Origin of the sequence: Luteibacter aegosomaticola, assembly GCF_023078475.1 — a bacterium.
Taxonomy (GTDB): domain Bacteria; phylum Pseudomonadota; class Gammaproteobacteria; order Xanthomonadales; family Rhodanobacteraceae; genus Luteibacter; species Luteibacter aegosomaticola.
The window spans coordinates 659,086-678,084 of sequence record NZ_CP095741.1 but is presented as its reverse complement, the minus strand read 5'-3'; the positions used below and the strand labels follow the sequence as shown (position 1 = coordinate 678,084).

The window sequence follows — 18,999 nt, the reverse complement described above, 5'->3', positions numbered from 1 at the left end:
ATGAGCGAGCGTAGCTTCCACCGATCGATCGGCGTGTTCTCGGGCACCGCCATCAACATGACGCAGATGTGCGGCATCGGTCCGTTCATCACCATTCCGTTGATGGTGGCCGCCATGGGCGGGCCGCAGGCGATCGTGGGGTGGATTGTCGGTGCGCTGCTGGCAATGGCCGATGGCCTGGTCTGGGCGGAGCTGGGCGCGGCGATGCCCGGCTCCGGCGGTACCTACGTGTACCTCCGCCGGGCCTTCCAGAAGAGCTCAGGCAAGCTCATGCCTTTCCTCTTCATCTGGACGATGCTGCTGGCCATCCCGCTCCTGATGTCGACCGGCATCATCGGCATGGTGGAGTACCTGCAGTTCTTCTTCCCGAACATGGGCTGGTGGACCACGCATATCGTGGGCGTGATCGCCACTGCCCTTGTCACGTGGATGCTTTACCGCCGGATCGAGTCGGTGCGCGTCATCACCATCGCGCTGTGGGTGATCATGCTGGTGTCGATCATCGGCGTGGCGGCGGCGGGTTTCTCGCACTTTGATCCCCACCTCGCCTTCGATTTCGCACCCGACGCCTTTGGCCCGCGGTTCTTCGTGGGGCTGGGCGCGGGCCTGATCATCGGCGTCTACGATTACCTGGGCTACAACACCACGGCATACATCGGCGATGAACTGCGTGATCCGGGCCGGACGATGCCGCGCTCGATCATCATCTCGATCAGCGCCATGATGGTGGTCTACCTGCTGCTGAACATCAGCGTGCTGGGCGTGGCTCCGTGGCAGGAGATCGCGACATCCAAGTCCGTCGCGTCGCTCGTCGTGGAGCGTAGCTGGGGCCACGCCGCCGCGGCGATCATGACGACGCTCATCATCATTACCGCACTGGCCTCGGTGTTTACCGGCCTGCTCGGCGGCTCCCGGGTGCCGTTCGAAGCGGCGCGGGACAAGGTGTTCCTTTCGACCTTCGGGCGTCTGCACAAGAACGGGTTTCCGCATATCGCCCTGCTGACCATGGGCGTGGTCACGGCCATCGGTACGTTCTTCGACCTGACCGAAGTGATCAACATGCTGCTCACCGCGACGATCCTGGTGCAGTCCATTGCCCAGGTCGTCGCCCTGATCGTCCTGCGCCGGCGCGAACCGGGGATGCCACGACCCTACCGCCAATGGCTCTATCCGGTACCCTGCATCATCGCGCTCGTCGGCTGGGTCTACGTGTATGTCTCGGCGTCGACCTTGTCACTGCTGCTATCCGGCGCGTGGATCCTTGCCGGCCTGGTGGTGTTCGCGCTGTGGGCCCGCGTGAATGCCGCGTGGCCGTTCGCGCCCATTGAAACCGACCGTGTCGCCACCGGGGAATCGTAACGCCATGCCGACTGCTGCCCGTACCGCTTTCGCAGCGGCCATCTTGCTAGGTTTCTCCTGCGGCGAGGCCCTTGCGGCGCATGCCACCTACGCCGACACGCGCGTGCCTGCCGAGCCTGGCTCGGTCAGTCCGATCAACCGCTGGGAGATCCAGGACACGGCGAAGGCGCAGGAGGATGGAGCCGCGATCTCCGCGCGCGGCTTCGCAACGAAGGAGTGGTTCCCCGTCACGGGGCGCGCCACGGTCATGGCCGGTTTGCTCGAGAACGACGTTTTCAAGAACGACGTGTTCTACAGCGACAACCTGCGCGCCGTGCAGGTGCCCGATGCCAGCGGCACCGTGTTCGTGACGCCATGGTGGTATCGCGCGGGTTTCGATCTCTCGAAAGCTGGCGGTGACCGGCACACCCTGCTGCGCACCCACGGCATCATCGCCAGCGCGGACCTCTGGGTGAACGGGCAGAAGGTCGCCGACCACGCCGACATCGCGGGCGCCTACCCCGTGCGCGATATCGAGGTGACGCGCTGGGTACGTAGCGGCGCCAATGCCGTCGCCTTCAAGGTCTATCCCGCCGACCCGCGCATGAGTCTCTCGATCGGCTGGGTCGACTGGAACCCGACGCCGCCCGACAACAACATGGGGCCTTGGCGCGGCGTGGATATCGTGCAGACCGGGCCAGTCGCGCTGAGCGCGCCGCTGGTCCTTCCGACCCTTTCCGCGGATCTGAAGCAGGCCACCCTGACGGTGAAGGTCACCGCCAGCAACCTGGATACGGCAGCGCACGACGTGACCGTGTCCGGCACCGTAGCCGACAAGCCGGTCCAGCAGAAGGTCCATCTCGGCCCGGGCGAGGTGAAAGTCGTTTCCCTCGCCGCGGGCGATACGCCAGCCGTCACGCTGGATAACCCGAAGGTCTGGTGGCCGATCGGCATGGGCGATCATCCGCTGTACGCGATGTCGGTGACGGCCAACGTCGACGGCACCGTATCGGACCGTGCGGCAACGAGCTTTGGCGTGCGTCGCGTGGAGTCGAACATCACCCCACAGGGCTACCGTCAGTTCACCATCAACGGCCAGCCGCTATTGATCCGCGGCGGTGGTTGGGCGCCGGACATGTTCCTGCGTGACGACCCGGCACGGATGAAAGCCGAGTTTGACTACGTGGTGAACCTCGGTATCAACACAATCCGCAGCGAAGGCAAGCTGGAGAACGATCGCTTCTACGACCTCGCCGACCGTCACGGCATCCTGATCCTTGCCGGCTGGGAGTGCTGCGACAAGTGGGAGGCCGCGGCAAAGACCGGCGGCCAGCCGTGGAACGACGCCGACATGCGCGTTGCTCAGGCCTCGATGGCCAGCGAGGCGCGTCTGCTGCGCAACCATCCCTCCGTGATCGGCTTCTTTATCGGCAGCGACCACGCCCCACCGCCGCCGCTGGCGAAGATGTACACCGATACGCTGCGCGCCGAGGATTGGACGCTCCCGGTTATCTCGGCGGCCGTCGATGAGAAGACCGCCGAGGCGGGCCCCTCTGGCATGAAGATGGCCGGACCTTACGACTGGATCCCGCCGTCGTATTGGTATGCGGATCAGTACGGTGGCGCCTTTGGCTTCGATTCCGAGGTGAGCGCTGGCGCGGTCATCCCCCGCCTGGAGGATGTGCAGCGGATGCTTTCACCGCAGGAGCAGGAGGCGCTATGGAAGTACCCGGAGGCCCGCCAGTACCACGCCTCGGCCGACTGGTCGACGTTCGCCGTGCTGACGCCCTTTGATAACGCGCTGGCCCATCGCTATGGCACGCCGACGGGCCTCGCCGATTACGTGGCGAAGGCCCAGCTCGACAACTACGACAACGTGCGCGCGCAGTTCGAAGCGTTCAACGCGCATATGAACGCCGCGAAGCCCGCCACCGGCGTCATCTACTGGATGCTCAACAACGCCTGGCCGTCACTGCACTGGCACCTCTACGACTACTACATGAACCCGGCGGGCGCGTACTACGGCGCCAAGAAGGGCAACGAGCCGCTGCATATCCAGTATTCGTATGACACGCACGACGTCGTGGTGGTGAACCACACGCTCGATGCACAGCATGCGCTGCAGGCGCGGATCCGCGTGCGCAACCTGGACGGCAGCGTGCGCTTCGAGAAGCAGGTGCCGGACATCGACCTTGCCGGCAACCACGCACAGTCCGTCCTGGCGATTCCTGCGGTGAAGGGGCTCACCAAAACTTACTTCGTCGAACTGGACCTCGCTTCGGCCGATGGCAAGCCGGTCAGCCGCAATGTCTACTGGCTATCGACGCAGGCGGACGAACTCGACTGGGCGAAGTCGAACTGGTACCTCACGCCGGTCACGAAGTACGGTGATCTGACGGCCCTCGCCTCGTTGCCCAAGGCAACGCGCGAAGTACGTGTATCCACGATCCACGATGGAAGCGATGAGGTCACCACGGTGACTCTCGCTATCCCGGCATCCTCGCCGGCGGCAGCGATCCAGGAACATCTTTCGATCCGCCGTGGCGCCAGGGGCGAGCTTGCGCTGCCCGTAAGGTGGACTGACAATGACATCACGCTCTGGCCTGGCGAATCCATCGTGCTGACGGCGCGCTACCCCGCACAGGGCGGCGCAGGCACCGTGGTCGAAGTGGCTGGTTGGAATGCCCCGGTGGCGCAGTACACCGCAGGGGTCACCCAGGGAAAGAAGCATTGAAGAGGCCTTCATGTCGCGCGTGACCATCAACGATGTGGCTCGTGCGTCCGATACGTCGAAGAAGACCGTCTCGCGCGTGCTCAACCAGGAACCGGGCGTGCGCAAGGAAGTGCGCGACCGCGTGATGGCGGCGGTCACTGAACTCAAGTACCGGCCGCTCGCGTCGGCGCGTAGCCTGGCCTCCAACCGCTCCTTCATGATCGGCTTGCTGTACGACAACCTGTCGCCCAGCTACGTCATGGAAGTGCAGGCCGGCGTGCAGGAGGCGTGCGAAGCGCGTCAGTACAGCATGATGGTGCAGCCCCTGGATTCCACCGCGCCGGACTTCATGGAGCGCGTGGAAGGCATCCTGTGGCGCCACCATCCGGACGGCCTGATCCTCACGCCGCCCATTACCGACCACGCCGCCCTGCTCGCCCACCTGCGGGCGACCGGCCTGCCTTTCGCCTCGATCGCGCCACGCAAGCCCAAGGGTATCGCCGGTGTGATCCTGCGCGAGCGCGAGGCCGCCGCTGCCATGGTCGAGCATCTCGTCGGGCTGGGCCACCGGCGCATCGCACACATCATCGGCGACCCGAAGCATGGCGCCGGCGTGTGGCGCCTGGCCGGGTTTCGCGACGGCATGAAACGCGCTGGCATCGAGGAGCGCCCGGACTACATGGTGCAGGGCCGCTTTTCGTTTGATTCGGGGGTCAAGGCGGCGCGCCAGTTGTTGGCGCTGAAGGATCGCCCCACCGCGATCTTCGCCGCCGACGACGACATGGCCGTTGGCGCGATCTGGGCGGCTGCCGAAGCTGGCGTTGCGGTCCCGGGCGAAGTCTCCATCTGCGGCTTCGACGACACCACCATCGCCACCCAGGTCTGGCCCCCGCTCACCACCGTGCACCAGCCGGTGCGCGACATGGGCAAGCGTGCCACCGAAGAACTCCTGCTGGGCCTCCTGGGCAAAGGCGAGCCCCGCATGGTCGAAGTCGAATACCTCATGCGCCTGCGCGCCTCCACCGCGCCCGCGCCCCGATAAAGGAAGCACCGCATGTCTGACGCCGCCAAGCCCCAGCGCCGGTTCCACTTCATCTCCGGCCTGCCGCGCGCGGGCACCACGTTGCTGGCCGCCATCCTCAACCAGAACCCACGCTTTCGCGCCGGCATGACCAGTCCCGTCGCCGACATCATGGGCGTCGTCGTGGCCGAGGCCAGCAGCAAGAACGATTTCGCCTTCGATGTCACCGACGCGCAGCGCGCCGCCGTGCTGCGCGGCCTGGTGGAGAACTTCTACTCGGTCGACCAGGGCCCCGAAGCCATCTTCGACATGAGCCGCCTGTGGTGCAGCCGCATGGGCCTGCTCACGGCACTCTTTCCCGACGTCAAGGTCGTCGCTTGCGTCCGCCAGCTCGCCTGGGTGCTCGACAGCATGGAACGCCTGGTGCAGAAGCAACCCGTCAGCGTCAGCAAGGTCTTCCGCTACGACACCAACACCACGGTGTATTCGCGCGTCGAAGCACTCACCGACCCACGCGGCATGGTCGGCTTCGCTTACCAGGCAACGAAGGAAGCCTTCTACAGCGAATACGCCCACGACCACCTGCTCCTGCTTACCTATGAGAGCCTCGTGAGCGATCCTGAAACGTCGCTCCGCGCGGTCTACCGTTTCCTTGGTGAGCCCTGGTACGAGCACGACTTCAACCACATCGAGTACAGCGCCGACGAATTCGACGCCCGCGTCGGCATGGCCGGCCTGCACACGGTCCGCGCCAAGGTCGAAGCCGTCGAACGCCCGCCGGTGCTTCCCCGCGAGGTCTTTGGCCGTTTCGCCAATGAGGCCTTCTGGGCCGATCCGAAGAACAACGTCCATCAGGTCACCATCGTTTGACCGGGCTGCTGCGTCACGCTCGGTGAGCGGTTCATTCGCTGGAGCGAATGCGTGTCTTAAGCGGCATTCGCCGCCTCGTCCTTGAAGGATTGAGGAAGCTGCGGGTGGGTAAGCCCTGGGGGCCGCCAGTCGCGGACCTTCGGACCGGGCCGTAGCGCCGCTTTCGCGAGAGGCGTAGCGCTTGGCGGCCCTCCGCTCATGTCGGCCCCCAGGGCTTACCCACCCGCACATCCAGCGCTGAGGTTGATTGGAGGAAAGCTCGCCGCGTGCTGCGGCACGCCGACAGGACGCAGCGCTTCGGTGTACAGGCTTGTGCCCCACGCAACGAAACGTGTGGACTCGGGGGCGGTCAGGGCCTTGCGGCCGACATGAGCGGAGGGCCGCGCAACGTAACGCGTTTCGCGAAAAGGGTGCCTACGGCCCGGTCCGAAGGTCCGCGACTGGCGGTCGCAAGGCCCTGACCGCCCCCGACCCCAACAAACCCCCAGCCTAAGGCGGCGCTAGCCGCTCAAAACACGCATTCGCGCCAGCGAATGAACCGGTTAGATAGGCGGCCATATCGCGACGCGTTAGACAAGATGAACCATTCTCCGGCGTGCCCACGCCGCCCTCACATTCGTCAACGCATGCTCCGGCCACTGATCCTTACAGGGGTATTCCCATGCGCGTAGGCCTCATCATCGTCGGCGTCATCCTTCTCGGCCTGGGTATCTGGGTCGTGGCTGGCAACGGCAGCTACAAGAAAACCGATACGCTCGTGCAAATCGGCTCGGCCAAGGTCGAAGCCACCCACGACAAGGCACTGCCGCAGTGGGTGGGTATCGCCGGTATCGTGCTGGGCGGCATTGTTGCCGTGGCGGGGATTGCGCAGAAGCGTTAAGGGCATCGTGCGCAAGCGCGCTCCTACCGGGGCGCGCCGTGCCGGAAGGGGTCTGGAAGCCCCTCCTCCGGTACAATGGCGGGATGGACGTATCCCACCTTCTCGACGGCCTGAATGACGCGCAGCGCGAGGCCGTCAGCGCCCCGCCGGGCCACTACCTGATCCTCGCGGGCGCCGGTTCCGGCAAGACCCGCGTACTCACCCACCGCATCGGCTGGCTCACCCAGGTCGACCGCGTGCCGCCGTGGGCCATCCTGTCGGTCACGTTCACCAACAAGGCGGCGGGCGAGATGCGCACGCGCCTCGATGGCATCGTTGCCGGCGGCACCCAGGGCCTTACCGTGGGCACCTTCCACGGCATCGCCCACCGCCTGCTCCGCCGCCACTGGCGCGAGGCCGGGTTGGTCGAAGGCTTCCAGATCCTCGATTCGGATGACCAGCAGCGCCTGATCAAGCGCGTCATCGCGGGCATGGGCCTGGATGAAGCGCGCTTCCCGCCGCGCCAGGCCGCCTGGCAGATCAATCAGTGGAAGGATGAAGGCAAGCGTCCCGATAGCATCGAGCATCGCGACCATCCGGTAACGCGCACCTTCGTCGAGGTCTACAAGGCTTACGAACAGCAGTGCCAGCGCGCGGGCCTCGTCGATTTCGCCGAGTTGCTGTTGCGCGCGCACGAGCTGTGGCTGAAGGATCCGCATGTCCTCAAGCACTACCAGGACCGCTGGCGCTACCTGCTGATCGACGAGTTCCAGGATACGAACACGCTGCAATACGCGTGGATCCGCGTGCTCGCCGGCAGCACCGGCCAGGTCTTCGTGGTGGGCGATGACGACCAGGCCATCTACGGCTGGCGTGGTGCGAAGGTGGAGAACGTGCAGCAGTTCCTGCGCGATTTCCCGGGCGCGAAGACCATCCGCCTGGAACAGAACTACCGTTCCACCTCGACGATCCTGAATGCGGCGAACGCCGTCATCGCACGCAACGGCGGCCGCCTCGGCAAGCAACTGTGGACCGATGGCGACGAAGGCGACCGCATTGCCCTGTACGCCGCGTACAACGAGCAGGACGAGGCACGCTTTGTCATCGAGCGCATCCGCGAATACATCGCCGAGCACGGCAATGCCCGCGACTGCGCCATCCTCTATCGTTCGAACGCCCAGTCGCGCAACTTCGAAGAACAGCTGATCCAGCGCGACCTGCCCTACCGTGTGTACGGCGGCCTGCGCTTCTTCGAGCGCGCGGAAGTGAAGGATGCGCTGGCCTACCTTCGGCTAGCCTCCAACCGTCACGACGACGCTGCATTCGAGCGCGCGGTAAACACGCCGCCGCGCGGTATCGGCGATCGCACACTGGATGAGCTGCGCCGCCGTGCCCGGCAGGAAGGCAGCTCCATGTGGGAGGCGGTGCTCAGCGAGATCGCCACCGGCTCGCTCGCGGGCCGCGCGAAGAACGCGCTGCGTGCGTTCATCACGCTAATCGACGAGATGCACCGGACCTTCCGCGGCGGCGATGCCGAAGGCGACGAGGCCCCCTCCGGCCTCGATCTCGCCGAACAGATCGAACACGCGATCACCCACACCGGCCTGCGCGATTTCTACGAGAACGACAAGCGCGGCAATGGCGAGGCCCGGGTCGAGAACCTGGACGAACTCGTCAACGTCGCCAGCCGCTTCGAGATGACGCCGGAAGACACCGATGCCGGTCTCAACGAACTCTCGGCCTTCCTTTCGCACGCCTCGCTGGAAGCCGGCGAAGGCCAGGGCGAGGCCTGGGACGATTGCGTGCAGTTGATGACCCTGCATTCGGCCAAGGGCCTCGAATTCCCCGTGGTGTTCCTCGTGGGCATGGAAGAGGGCCTGTTCCCCAGCCAGCGCTCCACCGAGGAAGAGAACCGCCTCGAGGAAGAGCGTCGCCTGGCCTACGTGGGGATCACCCGTGCCCGGGTGAAGCTGTACGTGTCCCACGCGGAGTCGCGCCGCATGCACGGCACCGAAATGCTGGCCCGTCCGTCGCGGTTCCTGGGCGAGATCCCGCCTGAGTTGATCGACGAACTGCGCCCCCGCGTGCAGGTCTCCCGCCCGGCCTATGCTGACCGCTTCGCCGGTGGTGGCGCCAGCCTGCAGGAGCAGACCGCCGTGCGTCTGGGCCAGCGGGTCAGCCACCCCAAGTTCGGCGAGGGCACCATCGTCAGCGCCGAGGGCGCCGGTGCCCATATGCGGGTACAGGTGAATTTCGAGGATGAAGGTTCCAAGTGGCTGGTTTACGCTTACGCGAACCTGACCGCGCTGTAAGGGGCCCACGCGGCGCGCGGCAGGCTTAAGGCCGGGCCGCGCCTGCCGCTAAACAGGGGAGCGTGCGTCAGCAGGATGCGCGCATGACAGGGAAAACCATGATCGTCGGTATCGACCTTGGCACCACGAACAGCCTCGTCGCCGTCTGGAAGGACGGCGGCCCGCGCCTTGTGCCAAATCCGCTCGGAAGCTTCCTCACGCCCTCGTGCGTGGGCTTCGATGCCGATGGCCATGTATTGGTCGGTGAGGCGGCACGTGAGCGCCTGCAGACGCATCCCCACCTTACGGCCGCGCTGTTCAAGCGCTACATGGGCAGCACACGTACCATGCGCCTGGGCGACCGGGACTTTCGTCCGGAGGAGCTGTCAGCGCTGGTTTTGCGCGCGCTCAAGGCCGATGCCGAGGCCTTTCTTGGCGAGGAGGTTACCGAGGCCATCATCACGGTGCCCGCCTACTTTTCTGATGCCCAGCGCAAGGCGACGCGCGTATCGGGCGAACTGGCCGGCCTCAAGGTAGAACGCCTGCTCAATGAACCCACGGCAGCGGCCCTTGCGTACGGGATCCACGAGGCCCAGCGCGAGACGCAGTTCCTCGTGTTCGACCTGGGCGGCGGCACCTTCGATGTATCCATCCTCGAGATGTTCGAAGGTGTCATGGAAGTGCGCGCAAGCGCTGGCGATAACATGCTCGGCGGCGAAGACTTTGCCGTATTGATCGCCGACCTGGCATTTGCCAACGGCATCCCCGAGGCAGCGCGAAGCGATGCAGGCTTCATGCAGCGGCTTGCCGCGCGAGCTGAAACCGCAAAGCGGCAGCTAGGTGCCACCGGCAAGACCTCGTTTGAAGTGAGTTGGCAGAACGACCAGGCCGTGATTGAACTGGATGCGGCCGCGTTCGAGAAGCTGGCCGAGCCCCTGCTCAACCGCCTGTGGCGGCCGATCGAACGCGCCCTGCGCGATGCGCGCATCCGTGCGGCCGACCTGGATAATGTCGTGTTGGCGGGCGGCGCGACGCGTATGCCCATGGTCCGCTCGCTGGCCACGCGTATGTTTGGGCGCTTTCCCGCCGTCGGCCTTAACCCGGACGAGGTAGTCGCCTTGGGTGCGGCCGTGCAGGCTGGCCTGAAAATGAAGGACAAGGCGCTGGACGAAACCGTCATGACCGACGTATGCCCCTACACGCTGGGTACGGAGATCGTGCGGACGCTGGACAAGAACGTGGCGATGGAGGGCTACTACGCGCCCATCATCGAGCGCAACACGGTGGTACCCGTGAGCCGCGTGCAGCGGTTCTTCCCCGTGCACGCCGAGCAGCGCGAAATCCTCATCGCCGTGTACCAGGGTGAATCGCGCATGGTCCGCGACAATATCCGCCTGGGAGAGGTCAAGGCACCGATCGAGCCAGGCCCGGCGCATGCCGGTGGCGTCGATGTTCGTTTCACGTATGACGTGAATGGCCTGCTTGAGGTGGAAGTCACCGTCGTGGCAACCAACGAAACACGGCGGCTGGTCATCGAGAGCGGACAGGCCCACATGTCCGCGGCGGAGATCGCTCGACGGCTCGAGGCGCTATCAGCGCTGAAGATTCACCCGCGCGATACCCTGGAGAACCGGACGCTCCTCGCCAGGGCGGAACGTTTGTACGAGCAGCTCCTTGGCACGCCGCGTGACCACGTCGGGCAGATGATCCTGCGCTTTGAACAGCTACTGGCGACACAGGACGCACGGCTGATCGCTCGCGATGCAGCGCAGTTCCGCGACGCATTGAAGGCCATCGAAGCGGAAGGCCATTTCACGCCTGACTACGCGGACTGACGGCCATGGAAACGACCTGGTTCCTGGACTGGCTTGCGGTTGACGTGAGTGCCGACGAACGTGCGATCAAACGCGCCTACGCCGCAAAGTTGAAGCAAATCGATCCTGCCGCGGATCCGGAGGGTTTCGCGCGCCTGCGCGAAGCTTATGAACGCGCTCGCGACTGGCTGGCACGGGTGGAGCCCGACGAGGCATCGGACGAGCCGCTGCCGGCTACTGGTACCGCCGCCAGTACTGTCCCGGCAAACGCGATGCCCAGCCAGCAGGAAGGACCTGCGGAAGCGGCGGAACGCAGCGTACGCGGACTGGCGCACAAGCTTGCTGCTGGCGAGCCAGCCGACATCGCCGCTGAACTCGACGCTAGCGGCGCCGCCCTTCGCCTTCATCACGCCGACGCGATATTTCATTTCGAGCGCAGCTTACTGGCCGTGCTGGCAAGTGCGAGGATCATGCAACGCCCTGCCGTGTTTGCCGCAGCGTCGGTGCATTTCGAGTGGAAGGAATACCTGAGGCTGAAATCGCTCGGCGCGCTGGGTGCCTGGGTCGAATCGGTCGAGCAAGAGCGTCAAGCCTTTGCCGCGATGGACATCTCCCGGCGTGAAGACATCTTGCACTGGCTGTCGAATTACGGGGATGGCGGCGACGAGATTCCCGTGCCTGCGGCGCTCACGTGGCCCCGGCTGGAAGGCGCGCTCGCAAAATTTCCACGCTATCTCGGCCTGTATGTGTCCGCCCAGCGCGCCGACGCGTGGAAGGCCCGGTATACCGAAGTCGTTGCCGCGCCGGACTGGTCCGCCGAGAGCGATGCAGAACGCGAGTCACGGTTCAAGACGATGCCCCAGCCGATGGCCCCGGCCATCCGGTGGTTAGGCCGGCTCGTCGTCGCCTGCGCGCTGATCTGCTTCGTGGTCTACGCGTACTCGCTATGACCGGCAATCCCTGGCACCTCGAAGCCCTGGGCCTGCCAGCGCACGCGGACGCGGTTGCCGTGCGGCGAGCGTACGCCACACGCCTGCGCCAGATCGATCCGGCTGAGGATCCGGCCAGCTTCCAGGCTCTGAGGGATGCCTACCAGGCGGCGCTCACCTGGTGCGACGAACACCCGGCCGATCCTCATGCGGAAAGCGCTGACGCATCGCTGGCCTATGTCGAGCCCTCCGATCCGCATCCCAGCTCAGTGGAGGCACCGCCGAAGGATCAGGCAGCCGACGACGCCATGCGCCATCTTCGCGATGCTGTTAGCCAGATCGACGACAGCCGCGTGGATGGTCTGCTCGACGCAACGCTCGCTGGCTTGCGACATGGATACATCGATGCGCCAGGGCAGTTCGAAGATCTGCTGGTGGATGCACTGCGCGCTTGCCGCATCGAACGGCGCGCCGCGCTGTTCCATGCCGCCACCCACGCATTTCACTGGCACGAAGTGGGGCGCCTGCGCGTTACCGATCCGCGCGCAGCATGGATCGGCCGAGTGCTGGCCCAGTCGGAGGACTGGCTAACGCTAGACGTGGCTTGGCGCTCGACATGGTTGGCCCTGATCGAGCGAGCCCAGCGCGGCATGGATGATCACACCACACGACGCTGGCCGGATATCGGCAAGCTGCGCGAGCGGCTTCCGGACTGGCTCACCCTGCATCTGGCACCCTCACAGCTACAAACGTGGGAAGACGCGTTCAATGGCTTGCCGGCCACGACGCGCGACGAATTCCAACGGCGTGCCGCGCCCGATGCTGCCACCCGGCCGCAACGTACCGCGGCCAGGGCACCACGTCGGCGCCTCGGCTTGCCGCCTGCCGCGTGGGCGATCGGCTGGTTCGCGCTCATGTTGGTTTACCTGATCGGAAACGGCATCTTTACCGCGCGTCAGCACGATCAGGGCGAGCCATTACCCCACTTCAACGAGGCACCGCTGACGCCACAGGCTTGCATGGCCTTGTACGAGCGCTTCGATTCACCCGATGCGTTTGCTGGCATGGCACCCGCTGACGTCGTCCAAGCGAAGCGGCGGGCCCAGCGGTGCGCGCTGGATGGCCACTGGAAGCCATCTCAGCCGTAACGCTTGCCTACGGCGATAGCCGCGGCACCCCGTGCTGGTCGCGCTCTTCAACGGCCGTCACGCGCGTATCGATGCGTTTGCCTTTCGATTCGGGGAGACTTTCGGCCAGTTCACCACGCGCCAGCGCGAACGCATTCCGATAGCACCGCTGTGCCAGTTCGGGCTGCTGTTCGCCGAGATACACATCGCCCAGCGCTTCCCAGGCATCGGCATGGGGCTCGATCGCGAGCGCGCGCTCGAGGTACGGCTTGGCCTTACCCCACAAATGAATGCGCACGCACATGCGGCCCACGGCGGTGAGCAACGCGACGTCGTTGGGATGCGTGTCGATCCATGCTTCCGCACGGCGCAGGCGCTGCTCGAGATCTTCCGAGCCCATCGTGCCGTAGGTCGTAACCAACGCGGGCGACCATTCGCGACGCAGGGCCGATTCGATCTCGTCCATCGCCGCCATGGATTGACCGAAACGCATGGCCTGGCGGGCATAGGCATCGACGGCGGCAGGCAGACGACGCTGCCCCTTGGGCAACTGCGACCACAAGGCGGTGAGCGATGCGCCATCCGGCGTGGCGAGAATGGCGGCAGCCACGACACGCGATTCCAGCGCATTGAACGCGGGTGCGCCGAGCTCACCACTCTTGCGCAGCGGCTCGAGCGCGCGCATGGCGCCACGGCCGTCGCCGCTTTCCAGCGAGGCCTCGGCGAATTCCACCCAGCCTGCCGGCGTCAGCGCACCGCTGTTCGCTTCCGGCGCCAGCAAGGTCGCTGCTTCAGCGGCACGGCCCGTACGACGCATCAGGCGCGCACGCATGATGCGCGCGGCACGCGGTGTCTCTTGCGCGGCGAGGTCGAGGGTTTCGATAGCGCGCGTGGATTCGCCATGGCGCTCGGCCGCTTCCGCGGCAGCAAGCAACGCGGGGCCGCGCACGGAGTCATAACGAGCGGCGCGGTTGAGATCACGCTCGGCTTCACCGTGGCGCCCTTCGATCAGCGCAACGAGCCCATCGGCGAGACGGCGCCGGCTCAGGTGGCGATGACGGCGGTTCATCGCGCCAAACGGCCAGCGAATGAGCGCGACGAGGAAGGCGATGGCGGCCCATGCCACCAGCAACAACACGACCGCCGTGACGACGGTCATCTGCAGCGTGGTGCCACGCAGGTGGATCAGCACATAGCCCGGATCATCCGCGACCCAGTGCCACGCAAACGCCGCGAGCACTGCGACAAGGATGAGCCCAACGATCCAGCGCCAGAGCTTCATGGCGAGACCTTCGCGGCCGACGATGCGGTGGCAGGCGCCGCCGGTGCCGTCGACGAGGCATGCGCAGGCGCCGTCGCCGGGGTGACAGCCTTCAGCGCGTGAACGGAGCGGAGGTTACGCAGTTCTTCCAGGGCGGCACCGAGCTTCGGTTCGTTGCCCTTCGCCTGGCTGGCCAGCAACGTGGCGATGCGCTGGCGAGCGGTCTGCACGGACGGTGCCTGGCTGTTGAAATGCGCGACCAGCGTGGCGTCCACGCGCTTAAGCGCATCGGCACGCGCACGGTCATCGTATGCGAGCACCGCGGCTTCGGCGTGCGCCACGTCGAGCGCAGCCAGTTCGCGGGCAAGGCGATCGTCGGCCAGGCCGAGCGGCGTGCCTTCGTCGTGGCTGATGCGCACGATGCTACCGAGCGCATTGCCTGCACGCTGCCAGAAGCTGCGGTCTTCATCCGCGCCGGCCTGGCTATCGATGTTCTTCAGCGGCAGGGTGGGAATCTGCGCGCGCAGATCGGCGAGCACGGCAAGATCATTCGCGCGCGCCTTGGGCTGCACGGCCTCCAGCGCTTCGCGCTCGGCGGTGAGGTTTTGGCGGACGGCGGCGAACGCACTATCGTTCACGCCCGCGAGGCTCTTGTCGGCAAGGTCGTAGGCGCTGAGCGCGCCGCTGGCATCGCCGAACAGGGCGAAGCGTTCCTTTGCCATGCGCAGCAGGGATTCGGCTTCGTCGAGCAGCAAGGCATCGTGGCCGTTGAGGCTGCGCTCTGAAAGATTCGCCACCGCGTCTTCGAGATTCTTGGTGCGCTCGGCCATGCCGAGCACTTCTTCGCGCGCCGAGCGGTTCACACCATCGGCATCGCTTAGCCGGCGACGGAGGTTGGCGTTGTCGTCGCGCAGGCCGTCGACGGCCGTTTGCAGCGTATCCACCTGGCCTTTCAGGCCCTGGGTCGCGCCCAGTTCCTGGCGCATGTTCCACACGGTCCACGCCGTGTAGCCCGCCGCACCGGCGGCAGCCAGCGATAGCAGGACCGCGATGGCCAATGCGCCACCACCCCGGCGCGGCGCCGGATCAGGCGCCCGGCGGGCGGTGGAAGCGGCGGCGGCCGGGGCCGGCGTGGCCGGGGCGGATTCGGTCGGAGGCGTCTCGGTCGTCATGCCGGGCATGCTAGCAGGCCATACGCCAACGCACGGAATACATCCTTCAACGGCGGGTGAACGAGACCTCGGCCGCGGCAGCCAGGAGGTCGGTGGGGAGGGCCGAACGGGCCACCACCACCCGCTCGAAGCCCATGCCTTCGGCCGCTGCGCGCAGGCGCTCGCTGCTCACCACGGCAACCGCCTGGACGAGGCGGCGCCACGCCGGGGCGATCAGGGCCCGATGCAGGTGGTCCAGGGCTTCCGCGCTGGAGAGCAGCACCGCCGAACGGCGGGTCAGTTTCAGCAGCGGGTCGATATGGCGGCGGTCGATACGGGGCGCCACGCGGTGATAGACGTGGACCTCGTCGAGGAGCGCCCCACGGGCGGCCAGCGTCTCCCGCAGCAGCCCACGGCCACCGGGCGCACCGATAAGCGCGACCCGGCGCCCTGCCACATCCTCCAGAGCGGGAAGCCCCAGCACGCCCTCGCTATCTTGCGAGGTTTCCGGGAACAGGGCGTGGGCGACCCCCACGGTCTTCAGCGCACGGGCTGTACCACGCCCCACGGCGACCACCGTGGCGCGGGTCGCCAGCGGCAGCACATCGGCGGCGAAGCGCACCGCCGCGGGGCTGGTGAAGATCAGCAGATCGCCCTCGAGGGCGCGGCGCAAGGCGGCATCGACCGCGCTGGCGTCTTCGGTCGCGCGCAGCGACAGGCCGGGCACGCTCACGGGAATACCGCCCAGTTTACGGACGCGCCGGGCCAGCGGCCCTGCGGTGCCGGCCGGACGGGTAATAACGACAGTGACATTTCGAAGGGGATGCGAACGACTCACGAGGCTTCCTGCAAGGGGCATCGACGCGGGGGGACGCTCGAGGATAGGAAGGCTGGCGCCCGGCCACCAATGCCGAAGGTTGGGGCAACCCGTACGGATGCGAACGGTTACATGCGTTCCGTAGACTCCCGAATCTATGACCACGCCCGACCCCACTTTCGCCACCCTCGAACGCTTCATCCTGGACAGCATCCCCCTCGCGCAGGCCATGGAGATCCGTATCCCCGGATGTGATGGCGAGCGCCTGGTGATGACCGCTCCGTTGCAGCCCAACATCAACGACAAGGGCTGTGCCTTCGGCGGCAGCCTGGCCAGCCTGATGACCCTCGCCTGCTGGGCGCTGGTCGAGGCCAACCTGCGCCGTCGCGGTGACGATTGCGACCTGTTTGTCGCCGATTCGTCCATCCGCTACCTGGATCCGGTGTGGGACGACCTGCACGCGGAGGCCACCCTGGCCCCCGGCGGCAGCTGGGCGACTTTTTTCCGGACGCTGGATGCCCGTGGCAGAGCTCGTGGCGACCTGGTCTGCACCGTGCCTGGCACCGGTGACAAACCCGCCGCCACGTTGTCGGCGCGCTTCGTGGCCAAACGCCGGGCATAATGCGGCCCGACGCCACGTTGGAACCCGCCATGCGCCGATTCGCCCGTACCGCCCTGCTGCTTGCCACGGTTACCGCCCTGGCCGGTTGTGCCTCCGACGTCCGCAGTGACTCGCTCACGCGCACCCTCAACCAGTACGCCTCGGCCATCCGCTGGGGTGATTACGCTGCCGCCCAGTCACTGGTCGACAAGGATTACGCCGCCGAGCACCCGATGAGCTCGCTGGAGCAGGCCCGCCTCGGCCAGCTGCGGGTCACCGGCTACGACGAGGGCGCCGGCCCCCGCCCCGATGGCGACGATGAAGTGGTCCAGACCGTCCAGATCAGCGTGGTGAACGTGAATACCCAGGCCGAGCGCAGCTTCATCGACCACCAGCGCTGGCACTACGACAAGGACAAGTCGCGCTGGACCCTGATGACCGGCATGCCCGACTTCTCGCCGCACTGAAGCCTATATAATCGCCGGTTACCCCCACGGGACGAGCAAGCCCTCGATGAACGACGTACTCCACAAGCTGCCCGAATTCGCGCACAACCACCTGGCCTGGGTGGCGCTGTTCGTGGTGATCCTGCTGGCGCTTATCGCCACGGAAATCAGCACCCTTTTCCGCAAATGGAAGGGCCTGACCCCTGCGGGCCTCACGCAGCTGATCAACCGAGACAACCCGCTGATGATCGATCTTTCGGCCTCGGCCGATTTCGAGAAGGCACATGTCCCGGGCGCGAAGCACGTGGCCGTGAGCCAGTTCGATCCGGAGCACAAGGATCTGGCGAAGGCGAAGGACCTGCCCGTGGTGCTGATCGACAGGGATGGCCGCACGCTTTCCAAGCCGGCCGCCCGCCTGGTCAAGGCCGGTTTCACCCGCGTGTACGTGCTGGATGGCGGTACCTCCGCCTGGCAGAGCGCGCAGCTGCCCACGGCGAAGGGCAAGAAGTAAGAGCTGGAGACCGTGCGGCGCCGTCGCGAACGGCGTCGCGCCCGAGCGCGCTCCTCCAAGAGCACGCCAGCATGGGATGTCGACTGACCCGCGTGTGACGCGGGCTGCGGCTGTTGTAGGAGCGCGCTTGCGCGCGATCCCCTCGACGTCACAAGCCGTGAATGCCCGCCCGTCCGCGCAGAATGGCCGCCAGCACATCCGGCGCCACGTCGAACGAGTCATAGAACAGGCGGTCTTCCGGAAGCTTCGCTTCCAGGAACAGATCGCGCCCCGCGGCGATCATCGCCGGCGGCCCGCTCATGTACAGGTCGACCCCCGACAGATCGGGATGGTCCGCGAGCAAGGCCTCGTGCACCAGACCTTCGCGCAGGCCCGCCTCGCGCGCCGCTTCCGGATCCGATAGCACCGGCGTGAACGTAATGGTCGGCACCGCGGCCACCCAGCTACGCGCCAGGTCCGCCAGATACAGGTCTTCCACCGAGCGCACGCCCCAGTAAAGGTGCATCGGCCGCCGGGTGCCTAGTGCGATGAAATGCTCGACCACGGCTTTCACCGGCGCAAAACCGGTACCGCCCGCCATGAACAGCATCGGCCGTTCGGAATCCTCGCGCGGCACGAAGGTGCCCAGCGGTGCTTCGATCACAAGCCTGTCGCCCACCTTCAGCGAATCGTTCACCCATGACGTGAAGCCGCCGCCCGGCACATGGCGCACGTGCAATTCGATCAGGCCATCGGCGCGCGGGCCGCTCGCGATCGAGAACGGCCGATGCTTGCCATCCGGCAGCACCACATCGAGATACTGGCCCGGCAGCCAACGCAGGGTGTCGCCATGCAGCGGGCGCAGCCACACACCCACCACATCCGGCGCCAGCATGCGCCGCTCGGCTACCTCGGTTTCGACACGCCGGTGCGGGATGTCTTCCACTGAGGCGATCTCGCGCGCCTGGATGGCGATATCGCCACAGGGCACCGCCTGGCACATCAGGATGCCGTGGTGCGCGCGCGCCGAGGCTGAGAGGCCCACGGGCGGGTTGTAGGGATAGGCACACGTGCCTTCCACCAGGGTGGCCTTGCAGCTGCCACACACACCGCCACGGCACGAGTACGGGAGGGCGATTCCCGCGCGCTGGGCGGCTTCGAGGATGGTTTCGTCCTCGGCGGCGTCGAAGCGCTTGCCGGAGGCGATCAGGGTTACGTTAGGCACCGGCGCATTGTAGGACAATGAGCGCTTTCCCATCGGAACGAGCCCG

At 66.2% G+C, this 18,999-nt stretch carries 16 protein-coding genes; 12 read left to right on the top strand and 4 right to left on the bottom strand.

What is annotated here, in order from left to right; translation table 11 throughout:
• The 9 genes from L2Y96_RS03015 to L2Y96_RS02975 all read left to right on the top strand — a co-directional run bounded on the left by L2Y96_RS03015 (position 1) and on the right by L2Y96_RS02975 (position 12,983).
• A complete protein-coding gene (locus L2Y96_RS03015) occupies positions 1-1,359 on the top strand; it encodes an APC family permease (protein WP_247331946.1) in 1,359 nt (452 codons plus the stop codon).
• Positions 1,360-1,363: 4 nt separating this feature from the next.
• Entirely contained in the window at positions 1,364-4,072 is a 2,709-nt protein-coding gene (locus L2Y96_RS03010; RefSeq protein ID WP_247331943.1) for a glycosyl hydrolase 2 galactose-binding domain-containing protein, read from the top strand.
• A gap of 10 nt (positions 4,073-4,082) precedes the next feature.
• Entirely contained in the window at positions 4,083-5,093 is a 1,011-nt protein-coding gene (locus tag L2Y96_RS03005; protein ID WP_247331935.1) for a LacI family DNA-binding transcriptional regulator, read from the top strand.
• A 12-nt stretch (positions 5,094-5,105) separates the two neighbouring features.
• Positions 5,106-5,942 (top strand): sulfotransferase family protein, encoded by an 837-nt coding sequence (locus L2Y96_RS03000; protein WP_247331933.1) that lies wholly within the window; start codon positions 5,106-5,108, stop codon positions 5,940-5,942.
• 661 nt (positions 5,943-6,603) lie between these two features.
• Positions 6,604-6,822, top strand: a complete 219-nt coding sequence (locus tag L2Y96_RS02995) for a hypothetical protein (protein ID WP_247331931.1) — start codon at positions 6,604-6,606, stop codon at positions 6,820-6,822.
• An 83-nt stretch (positions 6,823-6,905) separates the two neighbouring features.
• A complete protein-coding gene (gene uvrD, locus L2Y96_RS02990; RefSeq protein WP_247331929.1) occupies positions 6,906-9,113 on the top strand; it encodes a DNA helicase II in 2,208 nt (735 codons plus the stop codon).
• 83 nt (positions 9,114-9,196) lie between these two features.
• On the top strand, positions 9,197-10,927 hold the full coding sequence (locus L2Y96_RS02985; protein WP_247331928.1) for a molecular chaperone HscC: 1,731 nt from the start codon (positions 9,197-9,199) through the stop codon (positions 10,925-10,927).
• Between the two features lie 5 nt (positions 10,928-10,932).
• Positions 10,933-11,856 (top strand): J domain-containing protein, encoded by a 924-nt coding sequence (locus tag L2Y96_RS02980; RefSeq protein WP_247331926.1) that lies wholly within the window; start codon positions 10,933-10,935, stop codon positions 11,854-11,856.
• Positions 11,853-12,983: a hypothetical protein gene (locus L2Y96_RS02975; protein WP_247331924.1), complete on the top strand. Its 1,131-nt coding sequence runs from the start codon at positions 11,853-11,855 to the stop codon at positions 12,981-12,983. Before L2Y96_RS02980 ends, L2Y96_RS02975 begins: the two co-directional genes overlap by 4 nt.
• A gap of 7 nt (positions 12,984-12,990) precedes the next feature.
• Here L2Y96_RS02975 and L2Y96_RS02970 read toward each other — a convergent pair whose 3' ends face one another.
• The 3 genes from L2Y96_RS02970 to L2Y96_RS02960 are packed head-to-tail and all read right to left on the bottom strand — an operon-like array spanning position 12,991 to position 16,212.
• Complete coding sequence (locus L2Y96_RS02970; protein WP_247331922.1) at positions 12,991-14,244, bottom strand: heme biosynthesis protein HemY; 1,254 nt, start codon at positions 14,242-14,244, stop codon at positions 12,991-12,993.
• Positions 14,241-15,395, bottom strand: a complete 1,155-nt coding sequence (locus L2Y96_RS02965) for a uroporphyrinogen-III C-methyltransferase (RefSeq protein WP_247331914.1) — start codon at positions 15,393-15,395, stop codon at positions 14,241-14,243. Before L2Y96_RS02965 ends, L2Y96_RS02970 begins: the two co-directional genes overlap by 4 nt.
• A gap of 46 nt (positions 15,396-15,441) precedes the next feature.
• Positions 15,442-16,212: a uroporphyrinogen-III synthase gene (locus L2Y96_RS02960; RefSeq protein WP_343218433.1), complete on the bottom strand. Its 771-nt coding sequence runs from the start codon at positions 16,210-16,212 to the stop codon at positions 15,442-15,444.
• A 136-nt stretch (positions 16,213-16,348) separates the two neighbouring features.
• On the opposite strand from L2Y96_RS02960, the gene L2Y96_RS02955 reads away from it, so the two are divergent.
• From L2Y96_RS02955 to L2Y96_RS02945, 3 genes are read left to right on the top strand one after another with little or no spacing between them, the layout of a single operon-like run.
• Positions 16,349-16,813 (top strand): YiiD C-terminal domain-containing protein, encoded by a 465-nt coding sequence (locus L2Y96_RS02955; protein ID WP_247331902.1) that lies wholly within the window; start codon positions 16,349-16,351, stop codon positions 16,811-16,813.
• A gap of 29 nt (positions 16,814-16,842) precedes the next feature.
• Complete coding sequence (locus L2Y96_RS02950) at positions 16,843-17,259, top strand: hypothetical protein (RefSeq protein WP_247331900.1); 417 nt, start codon at positions 16,843-16,845, stop codon at positions 17,257-17,259.
• A gap of 46 nt (positions 17,260-17,305) precedes the next feature.
• Entirely contained in the window at positions 17,306-17,749 is a 444-nt protein-coding gene (locus L2Y96_RS02945; RefSeq protein WP_247331898.1) for a rhodanese-like domain-containing protein, read from the top strand.
• 148 nt (positions 17,750-17,897) lie between these two features.
• Here L2Y96_RS02945 and L2Y96_RS02940 read toward each other — a convergent pair whose 3' ends face one another.
• A complete protein-coding gene (locus tag L2Y96_RS02940; protein ID WP_247331897.1) occupies positions 17,898-18,953 on the bottom strand; it encodes a 2Fe-2S iron-sulfur cluster-binding protein in 1,056 nt (351 codons plus the stop codon).
• Positions 18,954-18,999: the final 46 nt, after the last annotated feature.